The sequence below is a fragment of the Streptomyces vinaceus genome, from assembly GCF_008704935.1.
Taxonomy (GTDB): domain Bacteria; phylum Actinomycetota; class Actinomycetes; order Streptomycetales; family Streptomycetaceae; genus Streptomyces; species Streptomyces vinaceus.
In genome coordinates, this window is sequence record NZ_CP023692.1 from 1981317 (window position 1) to 2002097 (window position 20781).

General features: G+C 73.8%; 17 protein-coding genes. 5 read left to right on the top strand and 12 right to left on the bottom strand.

Annotated elements, in window-relative coordinates; translation table 11 throughout:
• Position 1: 1 nt before the first annotated feature.
• A complete protein-coding gene (locus CP980_RS08585) occupies positions 2-2014 on the bottom strand; it encodes an IucA/IucC family protein (RefSeq protein ID WP_150527900.1) in 2013 nt (670 codons plus the stop codon).
• A 16-nt stretch (positions 2015-2030) separates the two neighbouring features.
• Entirely contained in the window at positions 2031-3359 is a 1329-nt protein-coding gene (locus CP980_RS08590; protein ID WP_150530175.1) for a diaminobutyrate--2-oxoglutarate transaminase family protein, read from the bottom strand.
• Between the two features lie 380 nt (positions 3360-3739).
• Here CP980_RS08590 and CP980_RS08595 point away from each other — a divergent pair, with 380 nt between their 5' ends.
• The gene (locus CP980_RS08595) at positions 3740-4918 is read left to right on the top strand and encodes a hypothetical protein (protein WP_132759224.1); all 1179 of its coding nucleotides are present in this window, start codon (positions 3740-3742) and stop codon (positions 4916-4918) included.
• An 84-nt stretch (positions 4919-5002) separates the two neighbouring features.
• Here the strand turns inward: CP980_RS08595 and hflX are convergent, their stop codons facing one another.
• The 6 genes from hflX to miaA all read right to left on the bottom strand — a co-directional run bounded on the left by hflX (position 5003) and on the right by miaA (position 13010).
• Positions 5003-6508: a GTPase HflX gene (hflX, locus tag CP980_RS08600; protein WP_132759225.1), complete on the bottom strand. Its 1506-nt coding sequence runs from the start codon at positions 6506-6508 to the stop codon at positions 5003-5005.
• Between the two features lie 167 nt (positions 6509-6675).
• Entirely contained in the window at positions 6676-8121 is a 1446-nt protein-coding gene (locus CP980_RS08605; RefSeq protein ID WP_150527901.1) for a M1 family metallopeptidase, read from the bottom strand.
• 141 nt (positions 8122-8262) lie between these two features.
• A complete protein-coding gene (locus CP980_RS08610; protein WP_132759227.1) occupies positions 8263-10347 on the bottom strand; it encodes a RelA/SpoT family protein in 2085 nt (694 codons plus the stop codon).
• Between the two features lie 140 nt (positions 10348-10487).
• Positions 10488-11363 carry a diaminopimelate epimerase gene (gene dapF, locus CP980_RS08615; protein WP_132759228.1) on the bottom strand — a complete coding sequence of 292 codons (876 nt, stop codon included), beginning with the start codon at positions 11361-11363 and terminating at the stop codon, positions 10488-10490.
• Between the two features lie 61 nt (positions 11364-11424).
• On the bottom strand, positions 11425-11946 hold the full coding sequence (locus CP980_RS08620; protein ID WP_150527902.1) for a hypothetical protein: 522 nt from the start codon (positions 11944-11946) through the stop codon (positions 11425-11427).
• A 125-nt stretch (positions 11947-12071) separates the two neighbouring features.
• Positions 12072-13010, bottom strand: coding sequence for a tRNA (adenosine(37)-N6)-dimethylallyltransferase MiaA (gene miaA / locus CP980_RS08625; protein WP_150527903.1), 939 nt, complete (start codon positions 13008-13010; stop codon positions 12072-12074).
• 163 nt (positions 13011-13173) lie between these two features.
• Here miaA and CP980_RS08630 point away from each other — a divergent pair, with 163 nt between their 5' ends.
• The gene (locus CP980_RS08630) at positions 13174-13422 is read left to right on the top strand and encodes a hypothetical protein (protein WP_150527904.1); all 249 of its coding nucleotides are present in this window, start codon (positions 13174-13176) and stop codon (positions 13420-13422) included.
• Positions 13423-13445: 23 nt separating this feature from the next.
• Complete coding sequence (locus CP980_RS08635; RefSeq protein ID WP_132759231.1) at positions 13446-13706, top strand: antitoxin; 261 nt, start codon at positions 13446-13448, stop codon at positions 13704-13706.
• A gap of 109 nt (positions 13707-13815) precedes the next feature.
• Here the strand turns inward: CP980_RS08635 and CP980_RS08640 are convergent, their stop codons facing one another.
• Both CP980_RS08640 and miaB read right to left on the bottom strand, forming a co-directional pair.
• The gene (locus CP980_RS08640; RefSeq protein ID WP_150527905.1) at positions 13816-14523 is read right to left on the bottom strand and encodes a class III extradiol dioxygenase subunit B-like domain-containing protein; all 708 of its coding nucleotides are present in this window, start codon (positions 14521-14523) and stop codon (positions 13816-13818) included.
• A 49-nt stretch (positions 14524-14572) separates the two neighbouring features.
• Positions 14573-16099 carry a tRNA (N6-isopentenyl adenosine(37)-C2)-methylthiotransferase MiaB gene (gene miaB, locus CP980_RS08645; protein WP_150527906.1) on the bottom strand — a complete coding sequence of 509 codons (1527 nt, stop codon included), beginning with the start codon at positions 16097-16099 and terminating at the stop codon, positions 14573-14575.
• A gap of 93 nt (positions 16100-16192) precedes the next feature.
• Between miaB and CP980_RS08650 the strand changes: the two genes are divergently transcribed.
• The gene (locus CP980_RS08650; protein WP_132759233.1) at positions 16193-17188 is read left to right on the top strand and encodes a TAXI family TRAP transporter solute-binding subunit; all 996 of its coding nucleotides are present in this window, start codon (positions 16193-16195) and stop codon (positions 17186-17188) included.
• Between the two features lie 16 nt (positions 17189-17204).
• Here CP980_RS08650 and CP980_RS08655 read toward each other — a convergent pair whose 3' ends face one another.
• Positions 17205-18146, bottom strand: a complete 942-nt coding sequence (locus CP980_RS08655; protein WP_150530176.1) for an ROK family protein — start codon at positions 18144-18146, stop codon at positions 17205-17207.
• Between the two features lie 90 nt (positions 18147-18236).
• A complete protein-coding gene (locus tag CP980_RS08660) occupies positions 18237-19268 on the bottom strand; it encodes a LacI family DNA-binding transcriptional regulator (RefSeq protein WP_132759234.1) in 1032 nt (343 codons plus the stop codon).
• A 212-nt stretch (positions 19269-19480) separates the two neighbouring features.
• Here CP980_RS08660 and CP980_RS08665 point away from each other — a divergent pair, with 212 nt between their 5' ends.
• Positions 19481-20761, top strand: a complete 1281-nt coding sequence (locus CP980_RS08665) for a glycoside hydrolase 5 family protein (RefSeq protein ID WP_150527907.1) — start codon at positions 19481-19483, stop codon at positions 20759-20761.
• Positions 20762-20781: the final 20 nt, after the last annotated feature.

Here is a 20781-nt window from a genome sequence, read left to right on the forward strand (position 1 = left end):
CTCAATCGTGAAGGGGGTTGGCGATGGTGACGTAGACGGACTGGGAGTCCACGGGTCCGACGAGCTCGTCGAGGCCGCCCAGGCGGGTCAGCAGGTTCGCCTTGCAGCGCAGGGTGGGTGAGTCGAGCAGCCGGGCGGGCAGCGGTCCGAGTCCGGAGGCCTTGCCGAGGAACCGGCGGAAGGCGGCGAGCAGGACGCGTTCGTCGGCGAGTCGCTGGGATCCGAAGGCGCCGATGAGGCCGAGGACGTTGTTGATGCCGAGGTAGTAGGTGAAGCGTTCGTCGGTGACGGCGTCGGAGACGAAGGTGTCGCTGGCGCTGCCGATGCCGGGGAGCCGGCGCTCCAGTTCCGCGCGGCGGGAGGCGCGGAAGTAGTAGCCCTGGTTGTCGCGGTAGCGGCCGCCGGCGGGCCAGCCGGCCGGGTCGAGGAGGACCAGCGTGTTCTGCTGGTGCGCTTCGAGGGCGATGCCGGCGAGCGCGTCGAAGGCGAGGACCGGCAGGACGACGTGGTCGAGGTAGCGCAGGAACCACTCGGCGGCGACAGCGGCGGTGGGGCGTCCGGTGCTGGCGGCGAGCCGGGAGACGGTCTCGGCGAGCCGGGAGCGCATGGTGGTCCGGCCCGGCCAGGGGCGGGGCGAGGTGAGTGCGGCGATGCAGACGGCGTCGTCGTGGGAGCGGAAGGGGTTGTGTCGCAGCACGGCGTCGAGTCCGGGCACGGGGGTGCCGTCCGGGGCGTCGACGGCGATCCAGGCGGGGTCGCGCACGATGTCGAAGCCGGGGTGGGCCGCCTGCCACTGTTCCGCGAGGCCGGTGCGGAGCAGCCGGTGCACCTCGACGCCGCGGTGGAGTTCCTTGCGGAGGTTCTCGCGGCGGGAGTTGGTGATGCGCAGTCCCAGGGAGAGCTTGAGCATCGCGGGGGCGCCGGGGCGGTGGACGGTGCGCACGGAGGAGGTGGGGTGCCAGGGCTCGCCGAACGGGCCGAGGTCGTAGAGGAGTCCCGCCTCGCGGAGGGCGGTGACGGCGGGGCGCTGGAGCAGGTCGCGGGCCTGCCAGGGGTGCAGGGGAAGGGGGGTCGTGCCGTCGGGCAGCGGGAGTCCGGGGGTGAGCCGGCCGAGGAGCCGGGCGGCGGACACGGGGCGGCCGCGTTCGGTCCAGGCGGAGTCGGTGGCGAGGGCGGAGGGGGCGACGGCGAGCCAGTGCAGGGGGAAGGAGCCGTGGAGTTCGGGTGAGTAGTGGCGGATCTCGGCCTCGGAGAGTCCTTCGCGGCTCTTGGGGTCCGGCTGGAGGGGGTGGCCGAGGAGGAGGGACTGTTCGGCGGTGAGGAAGAGGTCACCGGCGACGGGCTCGGGCGGGGTGGGCCGTGCGCGCCGGTCGGCGATGAACTCGGCGGTGCGGCGCACCGAGTCCGCGACCCGGCCGACGAGATCGGCGCCGCCGCGCCTAGCGGTGTCGCCCTCGCGGGCGAGCAGCGAGGCGAGGGTGACGGCGTCCAGGGCGGGGGCGTGCGCGGGCGCGCCTTCGAGCCGGGCGGGGCCGAAGCGGTGCCACCCGGTGGCGGACCAGTGGCGGACGGCGGCGAGCAGGGCGGTGCCGGAGGCGGGGAGGGGGACGCGCAGCACGCCCACGCCCACTGCCGGGCGCCCGGTCCCGTTCTCCCGGACCCAGCACCGCAGCAGGTTCTCCACGGCGGCGGCCTCGGCGGCGACGCCGGGATCGGGGTGGTCCAGGGGGTCGGCCGTCGGGGCCGCGGCGCCGATGCCGATCCGGGGCCACAGCTCCCCGCTGCCCTGGCGCGGCACGCTGCCCCCGCGGACCTCCGCCCCGGCCGCGGTCCCGGCCGCGGTCCCGGCCTCAGCGACGGCCGCCGTCCCGGCTCCGGTCCCGGCCGTCTGCGTCGGGGCGGCTTCGCGGGCGGGGGCGGCGAGCCGGTCGGCCGCCTCGGGTCTGGCCGCCAGGGCGCTCCCGCCGGGGGCGTCAGGGGCGGTGGTCGGCGTGGAGAGGGGGGCTTCGGGCATGACGCTGTCCTTGCGGTCAGTGGAGGTGTCGGGTGGCGGCCGCCGGGATGGCGTCCGCCAGGCGGTCCAGGACCGCCGCGGCCTGGTCGTCGGTCAGGGTCAGCGGGGGCAGCAGGCGCACCACACTGGCGCCCCGGCCGCCGAGTTCGACGATCAGGCCGCGGTCCAGGCACTCCTGGCGCACCGCCGCGGCGAGGGCCGGCGCCGCGGCCCCGGTCTCCGGGTCGACGAGTTCCAGGCCGATCATCAGGCCGCGGCCCCGGACGTCCCCGACGCAGGGGTGCTCGCAGGCCAGGCCGCGCAGGGCGGTCAGCATCCGCTCGCCCAGGGTCCCGGCGCGCTCGGCGAGACGGTTCTTCCTTACGTACGCCAGGGTGGCCGTCCCGGCCGCCATCGCCAGCTGGTTGCCCCGGAACGTGCCGGCGTGCGCCCCGGGGGCCCAGACGTCCAGACCCGAGCGGTACACGATCACCGCCAGCGGGAGGCTGCCGCCGATCGCCTTGGACAGGACCATCACGTCCGGCACCACCCCGGCGTGGTCGACGCCCCAGAACGCGCCGGTGCGGCCCACGCCCGTCTGCACCTCGTCGGCGATCAGCGGGATGTCCCGGGCCTGCGTGATCTCGCGCATCCGCCGCAGCCAGGCGTCCGGGGCCGGGAGCACCCCGCCCTCGCCCTGCACCGGCTCGACGATCATCGCCGCGGGCGTCGGCACCCCGCCCTTGGGGTCGTCGAGCAGGCTCTCGGTCCAACGCGCCCCGAGCCGCGCGCCCTCGGGGCCGCCGACCCCGAACGGGCAGCGGAAGTCCTGCGGGAACGGCAGCCGGGTCACCCGTACGTCCGGCGCTCCGCCCGAGGCGCCCAGCGCCCCGGCGGTCATCCCGTGGTAGGCCCCCGTGAAGGCGAGCAGCCCCGAACGCCCGGTGGCGGTCCGGACCAGCTTGAGCGCGGCCTCCACCGCATCCGTCCCTGCGGGCCCGCAGAACTGGACGCGGGCGTCGGCGGCCAGTTCGGGCGGGAGGCAGGCGAACAGCTCCGTGGTGAAGGCGTCCTTGACCGGGGTGGCGAGATCCAGGACGTGCAGCGGGGCTCCCGAGTCGAGGACGCCCCGTACGGCTTCGAGCACCACGGGGTGGTTGTGCCCCAGCGCGAGGGTGCCGGCCCCGGAGAGGCAGTCCAGGTAGCGCCGCCCGTCCGCGCCCTCGATGGTCAGCCCCCGCGCGCGCACGGGGACGATGGGCAGCGAGCGCGCGTACGTCCGGGCGGCGGACTCCCGCAGGGCCTGGCGCCGCAGGATGCCCTCCGCCCCGCCGGGTCCCACGGCCCTGCTTCCCTGCGACGGCACCTGCGCGGCGGCCGCTTCCTGCTCGGTCAAAGCCACGACTGTCGGACCTCCCGCACGGACTGCTCCATCGGATCGCGCCTCGAACACGGACGCCGCCCCCCATCCCCCGTACGTACCAACGACGGTGACGGCGGCGGATCACGGGTGACCCCAAGATCCTTGTCCCGCCGGGAGTTCGCCCCGGTTTCGCCCGGAGTCGGCGGCGTCCCGGGGTCCGGGACCGCTCGGCGCCCCCGGTTCCGGAACCGCGGCCCCGGCCTGTGCCGTCCCCAACGGCAGCGGCATAGTGGGGTGCTGAACTCGGGACGCGCACCCCGCGTGTCCCTAGTACTTCAACTGCACCGCGTCTGACATCCGGAATCACCAGGGGGATTCACGACATGCGCCCGAACCGACCGGTCACCGCGATCCTGTGCGCGGCGGCACTCGCCATGACCGCCGCGGCCTGCGGACCCGGCGACGGGGAGGCCGGCGGCGACGCCAAGCCGACCGTGGCGGCGAGCCTCCCCACCGAGGCCGACGGGACCGTCAAGATCCCGGACCAGCTCAAGGAGAGGCTCAAGCAGCACGGCTTCGACCTGGACAAGTGGAAGGGGGGTGCGTGGAAGAACTGGAAGCAGGAGGACTGGCTCCGCGAGGCGGGCGACTACGTCAACCCGATCATCGAGGACCTGTGGAACCCGGACCGGATGCGTGAGGCCGACAAGACCCCGCAGCCCCCGGCCGTCGACCCCGACGCCGGCAAGGACCAGGGCGTCACCGACCCGACCCCCGTGCCGGTGCAGGCCAAGGCCGCCAACGCGCCGTACCACAGCAGCGTTCCCGTCTCCGGCAAGGTGTTCTTCGACGGACCCGAGGGCTCGATGGTCTGCTCGGCGACCGTGGTGAAGGACCCGGCCCACCCCGGCAAGTCCAACATGGTCTGGACGGCCGGCCACTGCGTGCACGCGGGCAAGTCCGGCGGCTGGTACCGCAACATCGCCTTCGTCCCCTCGTACAACAACGCCGGCAAGCCTGCCGCGCAGCTCAAGGGTGCCCCGCGCGAGCAGGTGGCCCCCTACGGCGTGTGGTGGAGCGACTGGGCGCAGACCTCGGACCAGTGGATCGCGAACGGCGGTCCGACCGGTGGCGCGGGCGCCCCGTACGACTTCGCCGTGCTGCACGTGACGCCGGAGAAGAGCACCGGCAAGTCCCTGGAGGAGACGGTCGGCGCGGCGCTCCCGGTGGAGTTCAACGCCCCGGCGGTGCCGAAGGTCGCGAGCATCACGGCGACCGGCTACCCGGCGGCGGCCCCGTTCGACGGCCAGAAGGCCTACCAGTGCGCCGACAAGCCGGGCCGGCTCTCGCTGACCGCGAACGCCCCGGTGATGTACCGCATCGGCTGCACGATGACCGGCGGCTCCTCCGGCGGCGGCTGGGTGGCCGCGGGCAGCGACGGCAAGCCGGCGCTGGTGTCGAACACGTCGATCGGCCCCGCCAAGGCGGGCTGGCTGGCCGGACCCCGGCTCGGCCCGGAGGCCAAGGGCGTCTTCGATGCGGTGAGCGCCAAGTTCAAGTAACCCCGCCCGCGCACGCGAAAACGGAGGGCCCCCTGCACCGCAGGGGGCCCTCCGCCGTGTGTCCGCCGTGTACCCGGTCGTCCGTTACCGCTTCGCGGGTACGTACGGCGCCAGGTCCGAGGCCAGTTCCTGGTGGACCCGCACCTTCAGCAGGGTGCCCTCCGGGGTGTGCTCCTCGGAGATCACCTCGCCCTCGGCGTGCGCCCGGGCGACGAGCGAGCCGCGCGTGTACGGCACGAGCGCCTCGACCTCGACCTCGGGCCGCGGCAGCTCGGCGTCGATGAGCGCGAGGAGCTCCGCGATGCCCTGGCCCGTACGCGCCGAGACGGCGATGGAGTGCCGTTCGATGCGCAGCAGGCGCTGGAGTACGAGCGGGTCTGCGGCGTCGGCCTTGTTGATCACCACGATCTCGGGCACGTTGACCGCGCCGACCTCGCGGATGACCTCGCGCACGGCCGCCAGCTGCTCCTCCGGCGCCGGGTGCGAGCCGTCCACGATGTGCAGGATGAGGTCGGAGTCGCCGACCTCCTCCATCGTGGAGCGGAACGCCTCGACCAGGTGGTGGGGCAGGTGCCGGACGAAGCCGACCGTGTCGGCCAGCGTGTAGATCCGGCCGGAGGGGGTCTCGGCCCGGCGGACGGTCGGGTCGAGGGTGGCGAACAGCGCGTTCTCCACCAGCACGCCCGCGCCCGTGAGGCGGTTGAGCAGCGAGGACTTGCCGGCGTTGGTGTAGCCGGCGATGGCGACCGAGGGCACCTTGTTGCGGCGCCTTTCCTGCCGCTTGATGTCGCGGCCGGTCTTCATCTCCGCGATCTCCCGGCGCATCTTCGCCATCTTCTCGCGGATCCGGCGCCGGTCGGTCTCGATCTTGGTCTCACCGGGGCCTCGGGTGGCCATGCCGCCACCGCCGCCGCCACCCATCTGCCGGGACAGCGACTGACCCCAGCCGCGCAGCCGCGGCAGCATGTACTGCATCTGCGCGAGGGCGACCTGCGCCTTGCCCTCTCGGGACTTGGCGTGCTGGGCGAAGATGTCGAGGATCAGGGCGGTCCGGTCGACCACCTTGACCTTGACGACGTCTTCGAGGGCGATGAGCTGGCCGGGGCTGAGCTCGCCGTCGCAGACGACCGTGTCGGCGCCGCTCTCCAGCACGATGTCGCGCAGTTCGCGGGCCTTGCCCGAGCCGATGAAGGTGGCCGGGTCCGGCTTGTCGCGGCGCTGGATCACACCGTCGAGTACGAGGGCGCCCGCCGTCTCGGCGAGGGCCGCGAGCTCCGCGAGGGAGTTCTCGGCGTCCTGCACCGTTCCGGAGGTCCAGACGCCCACCAGCACGACGCGCTCCAGGCGCAGCTGGCGGTACTCGACCTCGGTGACGTCTTCGAGCTCGGTGGAGAGGCCGGCCACGCGGCGCAGGGCCGCGCGTTCGGAGCGTTCGAACTGCTCGCCGTCCCGGTCTCCGTCGACCTCGTGGCTCCAGGCGACGTCCTCTTCCATCAGGGCGTCGGCCCGGAGGCTCTCGGTGAAGCTCTGCGAGTCCTGCACGTCCCGTGCGTCCCGCGCGTCCTGGGAAGGGGAAGAAGAGGAGGTCATTGGATCCTTACGTCGAAATCGATTGCGGCCGTTTCATGCCTGGTCGTGGCCGGGCATGAGCGTGACCTAACTCTGTCACGTCCAACGTGTCACATCGCCGGGAGATTCCCCCGGCGTGCGGCTCCGTCGACCGGCCTGTCGATGGTGACATGCCCGTTCCCCGGGGGTCACACGCTTTTCGGGCCGCCCCACTCCGGGTGCCCGGGCATCGCGGGGGTGGTCTTCCCGTACAGCCAGGGCTTCAGGAAGGCCGTCAGGTCCCGTCCGGCGACCTCCGAGGCCAGGCGTACGAAGTCGTCCGTGCCCGCGGTCGCGTCCTTGTTCTCCGCCACCCAGCGCCGCTCGACCCGGTCGAAGGCCTTCTCGCCGATCTCCTGCCGCAGCGCGTACAGGATCAGGGCGGCCCCGTCGTAGACCGCCGGCCGGAAGAGCCCGATCTTCTCCCCGGGTGCGGCCGCCTTCGGCGCGGCCGGGGGCCCGCCGGCCGCCCGCCACTGGTCGGAGCGCTGGTACGCCTCGCGCATGCGCCGCTCCATGGAGTACTTGCCGAGGCCGTCCGCGTACAGGGCCTCGTACCAGGTGGCGTGTCCCTCGTTGAGCCACAGGTCGGACCAGGTGCGCGGGCTGACGCTGTCGCCGAACCACTGGTGGGCGAGCTCGTGGACCATCACGGCCTCGACGTACCAGGTGGGGTAGCCCGCCCCCGTGAAGAGGCCGTTCTCGAACAGCGAGAGGGTCTGCGTCTCCAGCTCGAACCCGGTCTTGGCCTTCGCGATCAGCACACCGTAGTTCTCGAAGGGGTAGGCGCCGACCCGCGCCTCCATCCAGCGCACGTGCCCGGCGGTCTTCTGCAGCCAGGGCTCCAGGCGCCCCCGGTCCGCGGCCGGGACCACGCTGCGCAGCGGCAGCCCGTGCGGGCCGGTGGCCTCCACCACGGCCGAGTCGCCGATGGAGACCTGGGCGAGCTCGGTGGCCATCGGGTGCAGGGTGCGGTACGTCCAGGTGGTCGCCCCGGCGGCGCGGGGAGCGGGGAGGGCGCCCGGCACCCCGTTGGCGACGGCGGTCAGGCCGGCCGGGGCGGTGATCCGGAAGGTGAAGTAGGCCTTGTCGGCCGGGTGGTCGTTGCACGGGAAGACCCGGTGGGCGGCGTCGGCCTGGTTGGCCATGGCCAAGCCGTCGTCGGTGGGCACCCAGCCCCCGTCGGAGATGCCGCGCGGATCGCTGGTGTGCCGGATCTCGATGTGGAGCGGCACGTTCGCCGCGACCGGGCTCGCGGGGGTGAGCACGAGGTCCTCGCCGGCGCTCTCGAAGCGCGCCGGTTCGCCGTTGACCTGGGCGGACGCCACCGTGCCGTGGGTGAAGTCGAGGTTGATCCGCTCCAGCGGCTCCAGCGCGCGGGCGTCGATGACGGTGATCGCGTCGAGCGGGCTCTTGTTGTCCTTGTACGTGAAGGACAGGTCGTACGAGAGGACGTCGTACCCGGGGTTCCCGAGCTGCGGGAACAGCGTGTCGCCGATGCCCAGCGGCTCCGGCGGGGGCAGCACGGCGGCGACGAGGGTGAGGGAGGCCGCGGCCAGCAGGGCGGCGCGCAGGCGCGGGGAGGAGAGCTGCATCCCCCACCGCTTACCAGCGCCCGCCGCGCGGCCGCGTACGGCGCGCGACGGTTCCACCCGAACGGGACCTTCCGCCGCCGCGCGCCCGGTCCCGGGAGCGGTGTCCGGCCCGGCAGCGCGAGCACGCCCCCGGCGGGCGCCTCAGGCCCGGCGCACGTCGTAGACCCCCGGAACGTCCCGCATCGCCCGCATCAGGGACGGCAGCCCGGTCGCGTCGGGCAGTTGCAGGGTGTACGTGTGGCGGACCCGCTGCTCGACGGGCGGTTCCACGGTCGCGGAGACCACTTCGACCCCTTCGCGGGCGATGGCCTCGGTCAGGTCGGCCAGCAGGTGGGGGCGGCCGAACGATTCGGCGAGCAGCGTGACCCGGCAGTCCGCGGTGGCCCGCCAGTGCACGGCGACGGAGGTCCGTCCCAGCGCGCGCATCTGGGCCACCGCCGCGCAGTGGATGCGGTGGACGGTGACGGCCCCGCCGCGTACGACGAACCCGGCGACGGCGTCCGGCGGTACGGGGGTGCAGCAGCCGGCCAGCCGTACGGTGGCGTCCGGGAGGTCGGCCACGGCGTTGCCGCCGCCGCCCCGGGCGCCCACCACGGACAGCGGCGCCCGGGCAGGGGTGGCGGCGGGCTTGGCGGTCTCGGGGTGCGCCTGGAGCCAGCTGCCGATGGCGATGCGGGCGGCCGGGGTCCTGGCGTGCTCCAGCCAGTCGGCGGCGGGCCCGGAGGAGGAGTCCTGGGCGATCAGCAGCTGGACGGTGTCCCCGTCGGAGAGCCGGGTGGCCAGGGAGGCGAGGCGCCCGTTGACCCGGGCGCCGATACATCCGTGCGCCGCCTCGCCGTACTGCGCGTAGGCGGCGTCGATGCAGCTGGCCCCGGCGGGCAGGCCGAGCGTCCCCCCGTCGGCCCGGAACACGGTGATCTCGCGGTCCTGGGCCAGCTCGGCGCGCAGCACGCTCCAGAAGGTGTCGGGGTCGGGCGCGGACTGCTGCCAGTCGAGGAGCCGCGAGAGCCAGCCGGGCCGGGTCGGGTCGACCCGCTCCTCGTCGCAGTCGGGGGAGGCCTCCGCGGCCGGGGCGGTGGCGTACGGATTGCCCAGCGCGACGACGCCGGCCTCGGCGACGCGGTGCATCTGGCGGGTCCGGACGATGACTTCGGCCACGTACCCCTCGGGCGTGGCGACGGCGGTGTGCAGCGACTGGTACAGGTTGAACTTCGGGGCGGCGATGAAGTCCTTGAACTCCGAGACGACCGGGGTGAAGCAGGTGTGCAGCTCGCCCAGGACGGCGTAGCAGTCGGCGTTCTCGCCGACGAGGACGAGGATGCGGCCGAAGTCGGAGCCGCGCAGCTCGCCCCGCTTGAGGGCGATCCGGTGGACGGAGACGAAGTGCCTGGGCCGTACGACCACCTCGGCCGGGAGGCCGGCCTCCCGCAGCACGCCGCGTACGGACTCCGCGATGGCGGGCAGCGGGTCGCGCTCACCGGCGTGGGCCGCGATGAGGGCGCGGGTGTGCTCGTACTCCTCGGGGTGCAGGATCGCGAAGACGAGGTCTTCCAGCTCGGACTTGAGTGCCTGTACGCCGAGCCGTTCGGCGAGCGGGATGAGGACGTCGCGGGTGACCTTGGCGATGCGCGCCTGTTTCTCGGGACGCATCACGCCGAGGGTGCGCATGTTGTGCAGCCGGTCGGCGAGTTTGATGGACATGACGCGGACGTCGTTGCCGGTGGCGACGAGCATCTTGCGGAAGGTCTCGGGTTCGGCGGCGGCCCCGTAGTCGATCTTCTCCACCTTGGTGACGCCGTCGACGATGAAACAGACCTCGTCGCCGAATTCGGCGCGGACCTGATCGAGGGTCACCTCGGTGTCCTCGACCGTGTCGTGGAGCAGAGAGGCCGTCAAGGTCGTGGTCTCGGCGCCGAGTTCGGCGAGGATCAGGGTGACGGCGAGCGGATGTGTGATGTACGGCTCACCGCTCTTGCGCATCTGTCCGCGGTGCGAGGACTCCGCGAGCACGTACGCGCGGCGCAGGAGGGACAGGTCCGCGTCCGGGTGGTGGGCGCGGTGCGCCTCGGCCACGTGGCCGATGGCGTCGGGGAGCCGGTCTCTGGATGTGGGTCCGAGAAGGGCGGCGCGCCCGAGTCGTCGCAGGTCGAGGCGGGTTCGGCCCCGTCTGCTGAGTTCGGGGCGCGCTTCGGGACGTGCTTCGGGGTTCGTGGCCTCTGCACTCATGGGCACCTCCGGCGGCTTCGACCGGCGGTGGCGGGCATGGGGTGAGCCCTCAGGGCCGGTGCCTGATGCTACCGACCCCACCACGTGGCGCAGTCCGCCTCTCGCCCAGCGTGAAACGGATCACCCATTAGAGGGAAGCCTCAGCCGAAAACCGTTTCGGTGAGCCAGGTCGTGTCGAACTCGCCCGTGGCGACGATGACGGCGGGTCCGGTCATGTCGATCTGCCCGTCCGGGTGTTCGGTGATGAGAAGCGTGCCGCCGGGGAGGTCGACGGTGTACGTGACGGGCTGACCGGTGACGGAGGGGTCGGCCCCGTCCCGCCGGATGGCGGCCACGGCGACGGCGCAGGCGCCGGTGCCGCAGGAGCGGGTCTCGCCGGAGCCGCGCTCGTGGACGCGCATGGCGACGTGCCGCGGTCCGCGGTCCACGACGAACTCCACGTTGACACCCGTCGGGTAGACCTCGGCCGGGCTGACCGGGGGCGGGTCGAGCAGCTTTCCGGCGTGGTCCAGGGTTTCGACGAACGCGACGGCGTGCGGGTTGCCCATGTTGACGTTGCGGGCGGGCCAGGCGCGCTCGCCGACGGTCACGGTGACCTGCTCCTCGGGGAGGAGGGCGCGGCCCATGGAGACCGTCACGTCGCCGCTCTTGTCGAGGTGCACCCGCTTGACGCCGCCACGGGTGGCGACGGCGAGGTCGCCGGGCTCGACGTGGCCGGCGTACTGGAGGTAGCGGGCGAAGACGCGGACGCCGTTGCCGCACATCTCGGCGACGGAGCCGTCGCTGTTGCGGTAGTCCATGAACCACTCGGCCTCGTCGGCCAGGTGCGCGGCCTCGGGGTGCGCGGCGGACCGGACGACGTGCAGCACCCCGTCCGCGCCGATGCCGGCGCGCCGGTCGCACAGCTTCGCGACGGCGCTCGCGGGCAGCTCGACGGCGTTGTCCGGGTCCGGGACGATCACGAAGTCGTTCTCGGTGCCGTGGCCCTTGAGGAAGGAGAGGCTGGTCTGCGTCACCCGCCCATGGTACCGAGCGGGACGTCCGAGCAGGTCGGCGGCACCGTACGGCTGCCTTCCCTTAGCGCAGGCGGGCGACCCGGTAGACGGCGAGGGCCACCACGGCCAGCGCGATCAGGGCGTACAGCCCGGCCATGCGCCAGTCGGGGCGGCGGCCGCTGCCCCGGGCCGGCAGCCCGGGCCAGGTGTGTCCGACGCGGCGGGCGGCCATCATGCCCCAGCCGCCGGCGCAGCAGCAGATGAGGAAGCCGAGCATCGCGACCACGGCTCCGCCGTCACCGAACTCGAAGGCGAGCGGGAAGGCGAACATCAGGGAGCCGGCGGCGGCAAGCATCACGATCGGGGCGATCTGCCAGATCCGCAGCCGGCGCTGCGGGCGCAGCTCGACCTCGAACTCGGGACCGGCGGCGGCCTCCGCCTCGGCGGTGTCCGGTGCGTCCGGGCCATCGGGGGTCAGCCGTGCGGGATCGGCGGGCAGGCCGAGGGCGTCCGGTTCGGCGACCACGGGATCGCCGTCCCAGAGGTCGGCATCCCGCCTCGTGTCGTCCTGCCCGGTGTCGCGAGGGCCGGCCTCCATCGCCACGCGCCCTCCCCACTCGGACTTCGTACGCCGCTGTTCACCGCCGGTGACCGCACCCGCGGAATTTGATGATGGCACGGCTCAGGGCCCCGAACGGGCGCGAGGGGCGTCCCGATGCCATCACGTGATCAGGCTGTGACCGCTCGTTCGACCAACGACTGCGCGAGTCCGACGAGTTCCCCCCGGTCGGCCGCCGCGCCGCTGAGCCAGTGCACACGGGGGTCCCGGCGGAACCACGAGTCCTGGCGGCGGGCGAAGCGCTTGGTGGCCCGTACGGTCTCGGCCCGGGCCTCTTCCTCGGTGCACTCGCCGGCGAGGGCGGCCAGCACCTGCTGGTAGCCGAGCGCCCTGGAAGCCGTGACCCCGTCGCGCAGCCCCCGGGCCTCCAGGGAGCGGACCTCGTCGACGAGCCCGGCCTCCCACATGCGGTCCACGCGCAGCGCGATCCGCTCGTCGAGCTCGGGGCGGGCCACGTCCACGCCGATCTGCACGGTCTCGTACACGGACTCGTGGCCGGGCAGGTTGGCGGTGAAGGGCTTCCCGGTGATCTCGATGACCTCCAGGGCGCGGACGATGCGCCGGCCGTTGCTGGGCAGGATCGCCTGGGCGGCGGCCGGGTCGGCGGCGGCGAGGCGGGCGTGCAGGGCGCCGGGGCCGCGCAGCGTGACCTCGGCCTCCAGTCGGGCCCGGACCTCGGGGTCGGTGCCGGGGAACTCCATGGCGTCGAGGGCGCCGCGGACGTACAGGCCCGATCCGCCGACGAGGACGGGCGTACGGCCCTGGGCGAGCAGATTGTCGATCTCGGCGCGGGCCAGGCGCTGGTACTCGGCCACGCTCGCGGTCTCGGTCACGTCCCAGATGTCGAGGAGGTGGTGCGGGACCCCGCCGCGCTCCTCGGTCGTCAGCTTGGCGGTGCCGATGTCCATCCCCCGGTAGAGCTGCATGGAGTCGGCGTTGACGACTTCGCCGTCGAAACGGCGGGCCAGGGCTACGCCCAGATCGGACTTTCCGGCCGCGGTGGGACCGACTACGGCGATGACCCGCGGAGCGGGGGCTGCGTTGCTCACCGACCCAGTCTCGCAAACACCGCGGCACGTACCCGATCGAGTTACGTGACGGGGTGGTGGCGGGGTCGTTGCCCTGGCGAGGTTCCGCCGGGCGCACGCCCGGCGGAGGCCGGGCCGTACACGGCGGAACTTCACCCGCACGAGTAACGTTATGGGAGTAGACATGGGCGTTTTTAGTCGGTTTCGCCGCAAGGCCGCGGAAGCGAGCACGGAGGAAGCCGCGGCCGCGACCCTGACGACGGAGTCCGAGGCCGCCGTCGCCGAGAGCACGGCGGAGACCGCGGCCGAGGCCGGGTCGGCCGAGGCCGAGGCCGAGGCTGCGGGCACCGCGCCGGAGGGCGTGGAGATCCCGAAGCAGCAGTCGGCGGAGAAGGCCGCGGACAGCGAGACCGGTGAAGGCGCCCGTACGTAGCTACCGCCACTGGAAGGTGACCCATGGGCCTGCTGGACACGCTGAAGGCCAAGCTCGCGCCGGCGAAGGAAAAGGTCGGAGACCTCGCGCAGCAGCACGAAGGGAAGATCGGCCAGAACCTCGACAAGGTGGCCAAGGCCGTGGACTCCAAGACCAAGGGCAAGTACCACGGTCAGATCGAGACCGGCAGGAGCAAGGCCAAGGACGCCCTGGGCAAGATCGCGCACAAGGACGCCCCCGGCGGGCCGACGCCGCCGCCCACCCCGCCGCCGGCTTCTTCCTGACGCGGTCAGACGCGGTCCGACACAGTCAGACGCAGTCCGAGGCGGTCGGCCCGTCAGCGCAAGGGGCGCGGGTTCCGGTGAACCCGCGCCCCTTGCGCGTGTCCGCCCGTCAGGACCAGGCGGCGACGAAGTAGCCGACCCCGTACGGGGCGTCCTCGTACAGCAGCCGTCCGTCGAGACCCGCGCCCTCGGCGGCCCCGGCCAGCACCTGCCAGGGCGCCCGGCCGGCGGCCTTGAGCTCGTGGGCGAGCCCGGCGTCGAGCGCGGCGAGCGCGGCCACGTCGGCGGCGGCCAGCGCGCGGCCCGCCGCGGCGTCGAACGCGGCGGCGCGGTCGTCCAGGTAACCGGGGGCCTTCAGCGTGCGGCAGGCACTGCCGTCGCCCATGACGAGCAGCGCGACGCGCTCCTCGCGCGCGGCGAGGTCCCGGCCCGCCTCCAGGCACCGCGCGGCTTCGAGGGGTTCCCCGACGCCGAGTCCTTCGACCGGGGCGGCGCCCCAGCGGGCCCGGCGCAGCAGCCAGGCGCCGACGGCCAGGGACGGCGGCAGCAGGCGCGGCCCCTCCTCGCCGTCCCCGAGCTGTACGTCGGCCTCGACCCCGAAGCCGTGGAAGCTGCCGCGGGAGCCCTGGGGGTAGGGCCCGCGGTGGTCCCGGTCGGCGGCGCCGACGACGACGAGCAGGTCGGGGCGGGAGGCCGCGAGCACCGCCAGCGCGTCCGAGCAGGCGGTACGTGCGTCCGCGAGCTCGGGGGCGGCGCCGGCGGCGACGTCGGGCATGAGCAGGGGCGGGGCGGGACACACGGCGGCGGCAACAAGCATGATCCGACCCTAGCCGCCCCGCCCCCCGCGCGGGGGCCCCGCCGGCCGGTCAGGAAGACGCCGGCAGCGCGCAGCCCGAGACCGCCTCGGGCAGCGGGGCCGGGACGCCCAGGGTGGGGATGCCGAGCATGACGCCCTGGGGCTGCGCCGGAGCCGCGTTGCGCTTCTCCCAGGCGTCGCCCGCGCGGGTGCGGCGTACGGACAGGGTCGGGCCCTCCGCCAGGAGGTGGTGCGGCGCCGCGTACGTGATGTCGACGGTCACCACGTCACCCGGGCGGACCTCGCCCTCCGGCTTCGTGAAGTGCACGAGGCGGTTGTCGGGCGCCCGGCCGGACAGCCGGTGGGTGGCGCCGTCCTTGCGGCCCTCGCCCTCGGCGACCATGACCTCGAGCGTCCGGCCGACCTGCTTCTTGTTCTCCTCCCAGGAGATCTCCTCCTGGAGGGCGACCAACCGCATGTACCGCTCCTGGACGACCTCCTTCGGGATCTGCCCCTCCATGTCCGCCGCCGGGGTCCCGGGGCGCTTGGAGTACTGGAAGGTGAAGGCGTTGGCGAAGCGGGCCTCGCGCACGGCGTGCATGGTCTGCTCGAAGTCCTCCTCCGTCTCACCGGGGAAGCCCACGATGATGTCGGTGGAGATCGCGGCGTGCGGAATCGCGGCGCGGACCTTCTCGATGATGCCGAGGAAGCGCTCCTGGCGGTACGAGCGGCGCATCGCGCGCAGGATGGTGTCCGAACCGGACTGCATCGGCATGTGCAGCTGCGGCATCACGTTCGGCGTCTCGGCCATCGCCGCGATCACGTCATCCGTGAAGTCCCGCGGGTGGGGGGAGGTGAAGCGGACCCGCTCCAGCCCCTCGATCCGGCCGCAGGCGCGCAGCAGCTTGCTGAACGCCTCGCGGTCGCCCAGGTCGGACCCGTACGCGTTCACGTTCTGCCCGAGCAGGGTGATCTCGGAGACGCCCTCGGCGACCAGCGCCTCGACCTCGGCGAGGATGTCGCCGGGCCGGCGGTCCTCCTCCTTGCCGCGCAGGGCCGGGACGATGCAGAAGGTGCAGGTGTTGTTGCAGCCGACGGAGATCGAGACCCACGCGGCGTAGGCGGACTCGCGGCGGGTCGGCAGCGTGGAGGGGAAGGCCTCCAGCGACTCGGCGATCTCGACCTGTGCCTGCTCCTGGACGCGGGCGCGCTCCAGCAGGACCGGCAGCTTGCCGATGTTGTGCGTGCCGAAGACCACGTCGACCCAGGGGGCCCGCTGGACGATCGTGTCCCGGTCCTTCTGCGCGAGGCAGCCGCCGACGGCGATCTGCATGCCGGGGCGCTTCGTCTTCATGGGGGCGAGCCGGCCGAGGTTGCCGTACAGCTTGTTGTCGGCGTTCTCCCGCACGGCGCAGGTGTTGAACACCACGACGTCGGCGTCGCCGTCGGACCCCTCGGGCGCCCGCGTGTAGCCCGCGCCCTCCAGCAGACCGGACAGCCGCTCGGAGTCGTGCACGTTCATCTGGCACCCGTAGGTGCGCACCTCGTATGTTCCCTTGACGTCCACTGCCGTGCTCCGGTCGCTGCTGCTGGTCATGGAACAAGGGTAGGCGGTGCCCGGAACCCCTCCGGCCCCCCTCCGCCGCGGGCGGGCCGTGACAGCGGCTCCGCCCGGTGGCAGGATCGCGGCATGGCTCACGTACCGCCCCGCATCCGCAGGCGCACCGCCCTGTGGGGGCTGGTGGCCGTACTGGCGGTGCTCGGGCTGCTCGCCTGGTGGCTCAGGCCCTTCGGGGAGCCGGAGCTCAGGGGCGAGCTGACCTTCAGCACGGGGGTCCGTACCGGCGTCTACCACCGCTACGGCCAGCTGCTGGACCACGCCCTCGCCGAGGACATGCCGGGGGTGAAGGTGCGGCTGCAGCCCAGCGAGGGCTCGCAGGAGAACCTCCAGCGGGTGGCCACCGGCAAGGCCGATTTCACCATCGCCACCGCGGACGCCGTCTCGAAGTACCGGGCCGACGGAAAGCCGGGCGCGGAGCGGCTGCGCGGTGTGGCGCGCCTCTACGACGACTACGTGCAGCTCGTGGTGCCGGCCGGGTCGGGCGTGCTGTCGGCGCGGGACCTGAAGGGCAAGCGGGTCGCGATCGGGCAGCCGGGATCGGGGGTGCGGCTGATCTCGGAGCGGCTGCTGAGGGCGGCCGGCCTGGATCCGGCGCGGGACATCACCCCGCTGTCGATAGGCATCGACACCATGCCGGCCGAGCTGGAGGCCGGCCGGATCGACGCGTTCTTCTGGTCCGGCGGACTGCCGACGCAGGCGGTGCGCGATCTGGCGGACCGGTACGAGATCCGCCTGGTGCAGCTCGGCGACCTGGTGCCCTCGCTCCAGGCCAGCGGGACCCCGGCCCGGTACTACCGGGCGGCGGTGATGCCGCAGGACGCGTACACGCGGGCCCGCAACACCTCGTCGGTGGCGACCTTGGCCGTACCGAACCTGCTGGTCACCACCGAGGGGACGGACCCGGAGCTGACCAAGCAGTTCACGCGCACGGTGATCGACAGCCGCGACACCATCGGGCACGAGGTGCACGCCGCGCAGCTGGTGGACCTGCGTACGGCGATCTACACGGACCCGCTGGACCTGCACGAGGGCGCGCAGCGGTACTACCGCTCGGTCAAGCCGTAGGAGCGGGAGCGGCCCGTCAGCCGGCGGGCAGCAGCATCACCGCCGCCGCGGCCGCCCCGATCAGCCCCGCGTGCGTCCCCAGGGCCGCCGGGACCACCCGCAGGCCGCTCACGAACGACAGCGTGGCGTAGTCGGCCAGGTGCGCGCGGATCGGCGCGAACAGCGTGTCCCCCGACGTGGCGACGCCCCCGCCGATGACGGCGATGTCCGTTTCGACCAGCGTCGCGGTGGCCGCGATGGCCGCGGCGAGGGCCCGGCCCGCCCGGTCGAACGCGGCCACGGCGACCGGGTCCCCGGCCTCGGCGGCCGCGGCCACGCCGGCCGCGGAAGCGTCCCCCTCCGGGTCCGCCGGGCTCCAGCCCTGCTCCAGGGCCCACCGGGCGATGGCGGTGCCGGACGCGATGGACTCCACGCAGCCGCGGCTCCCGCAGACGCAGGGCTCACCGTCGAAAGCCACGCTGATGTGGCCGATGTGACCCGCGTTGCCCGTGGGACCGGGGTGGAGCTGGTTGTCCAGGATGAGCCCGCCGCCGACCCCGGTGGAGACCACCATGCACAGGGCGTTCGCGTGCCCCCGAGCCGCGCCCAGCCAGTGCTCGGCGGCGGTCATCGCGACGCCGTCACCGGCGAGTACGGTCGGCAGGGCGGCGCCGTGCCGGGCCAGTTCGGCCTCGACCCGGGCCTGGACCGGGAACTCCCGCCAGGCCCCGATGTTCACCGGGCTCACCGTGCCGCGCGAGGTGTCCACGGGGCCCGCGCTGCCGATGCCGCAGCGGACCGCCCCGGACCACAGCGAGGAGCCGGCGAGCTCGGTGACGACCTCGGCGACGGCCGCGAAGACGCCTTCGCCGTCCGCGCCGCGCGGGGTCGGGCGGCGGGTGGCCGCCGTCATCGTGCCGTCGGGGTGCACCAGCGCGCCGGCGATCTTCGTACCGCCGATGTCGATGGCCACGGTCAGACCGGCGGGCGGACCGGGGGCGGCGGCGCGCGGTGCGGACGAGGCGGAGGTGGGACTGGTCACGGAAGCGGCTCCAGGAAGGGGTCGGGATCAGTATGCGGCCGCCGGCGGGGCCGTACTCTCCCGGGGCTCCAGCCGCGGCCGCTCGCCCTCCCGGGCCCGCGGCGGGCTCCCGGCGAGCACGCCGAGCAGCTCCTCGGCGGCGAGCCGTCCGAACCCCGCGGTGTCGCGCACGAGGGCGGTGAGCCGGGGGTGGGTGACCCGGCACAGCGCCGAGTCGTCCCAGGCGACCACGGAGATCCGGCCGGGGACGGCGATGCCCAGCTCCGCGGCGGCGGCGATGCCGGCGACCGCCATCACGTCGTTGTCGTAGACGAGCGCCGTCGGCGGTCCGGGCTCGGCGAGGACCCTGCGGGTGGCGGCCGCCCCCTCGGTGTCGGAGTAGTCGGTGACCACCGAGCGCACGTGCTCCGGGTCGAGCCCGCGCGCCCGGGCCTCGGCGCGCAGCGAGGCGATGCGGCGGGCGGTGTGGGCGAGCCCGGGCAGCCCGGCGACGTGGGTGATCCGGCGGTGGCCCAGCCCGTACAGGTGGTCCACGACCTGGGCCATGGCCCGGGCGTCGTCGGCCCAGACCGAGGACAGCGGGGCGCCGGCGCCCGTCCCGCCGATCATCACGGCCGGGAGTCCGAGCCGCGTGAGGAGCTCCGGCCGCGGGTCGTCCGTACGCGGGTCCACGACGAGGACCCCGTCCACGCGCCGCTCGGCCCACCAGCGGCGGTAGACGGCGCATTCGGCGTCGATGCCGTCCACGACCTGGAAGAGCAGCGCGACCCGGTCCGCGGAGAGCACTTCCTGTATGCCGGAGACCAGTTGGAGGAAGAAGGACTCGACGCCGAGGGTCTGCGCGGGCCGGGCGAGCACCAGTCCGACCGCGCCGGAGCGTTCGCCGGACAGGGCCCTCGCGGCGCTGTTGGGCTGCCAGCCGAGTTCCTCGGCGACGCGGCGGATCCGGGCGCGGGTGTCCTGGGAGACGCCGGGCCGGTCGTTGAGCGCGAAGGACACGGCGCTCTCGGACACCCCGGCCCGGCGGGCGATGTCCTTGATGGTGGGTCTGCGGGCCATCGCGTGCCTGCCTCTTCCTCCCGGCCGTTTCCGCACGGATTCGGAAGCCGGAACTAAACCGCATTAGTTCGCCCAGCTTGAGAGGCCGAAACCCTTCTGTCAACAGCACTGAAGCGCTTAAGTACCCGCTGTGGAGGCCCTGTTGACTTCACTTCCCGCACCCGGCAGGTTGTGCGTCACCCGGCGAATTCCCGAGCACTCCAGGACGCCTCATGCACGGCGAAGCCACCCCTCGTCCGCTCCGTTTCGGCGCCAACTACACCCCTTCCCGCGGCTGGTTCCACCACTGGCTCGACTTCGACCTCGACGAGGTCAGGGCCGACCTCGACTCCCTCGCCGCGCTCGGGCTGGACCACGTACGGGTCTTCCCGCTGTGGCCGGTGTTCCAGCCGAACCGGACGCTCATCCGGCCGCGCGCCGTCGAGCAGCTCGTCGCGCTCGCCGACGCGGCCGCCGAGCGCGGCCTCGACGTCAACGTGGACGGTCTGCAAGGGCACCTGTCGAGCTTCGACTTCCTGCCCGCGTGGACCGGGACCTGGCACCGGAGGAACATCTTCACCGACGCGGACGTCGTCGCCGCGCAGGAGGAGTACCTGCGCACGCTGGCCGCAGCCCTCGCCGACCGGCCCAACTTCCTCGGCATGACGGTGGGCAACGAGGTCAACCAGTTCTCCGACGGCCCGCATCCGGACCCGGACCGGATCACCGCGGAACAGGCCGGCCGCTGGCTGGAGCGGATGCTCGCCGCGTGCGAGAGGGGCGCGCCGGGCCGCTTCCACGTGCACGCCGAGTACGACGCCGCCTGGTACCGGGACGGCCATCCCTTCACCCCGGCCCAGGCGGCCCGGCTGGGCGCGGCCACGGCGGTGCACTCCTGGGTGTTCAACGGCACCGCCCAGCGCCACGGCCGTACCGGGACGGCCACCGAGCACCACGCCGCTTACCTGGTCGAGCTGTCGAAGGCCTGGGCGCGCGGTCCGGGCCGGCCGGTGTGGCTCCAGGAGGTCGGGGCGCCCGCGCCGCTGATCCCGGCGGAGCACGCGGCCGCGTTCACCGAGGCGACCGTGGCCAACGTGCTGGACTGCCCGGACCTGTGGGGCGTGACCTGGTGGTGCTCCCACGACGTGTCCCGGGAGCTCGCCGACTTCCCCGAGCTGGAGTACGGGCTCGGCCTGCTCACCAACGACCGCCTGGTCAAGCCCGCCGGCGCGGCCGTCGCCCGGATCGCCGCACGGTGGCGGGGCCGCGAGCACCGTCCCGCCGTACGGACCACCGCGCTGGCGGTGGACGTCGGCGGGGCGCAGGCGGCGCCCGGGCGTTCGGTGTGCGCCCCGGGCGGCGCCTTCTTCGAGGCCTGGGCCGCGCTGAGCGCCCGGGGGGTGCGCCCCGCCGTCGTCCTGGCGGAGCTCGCCGAGGACCCCGCCCATCTGTCGGCGCGCGGCATCACGGAGGTGCTGCGCGTCCGCGAGGTCGTCCGACCGCCCGCACGCTGACCGCCCGTCCCCCGTCACCG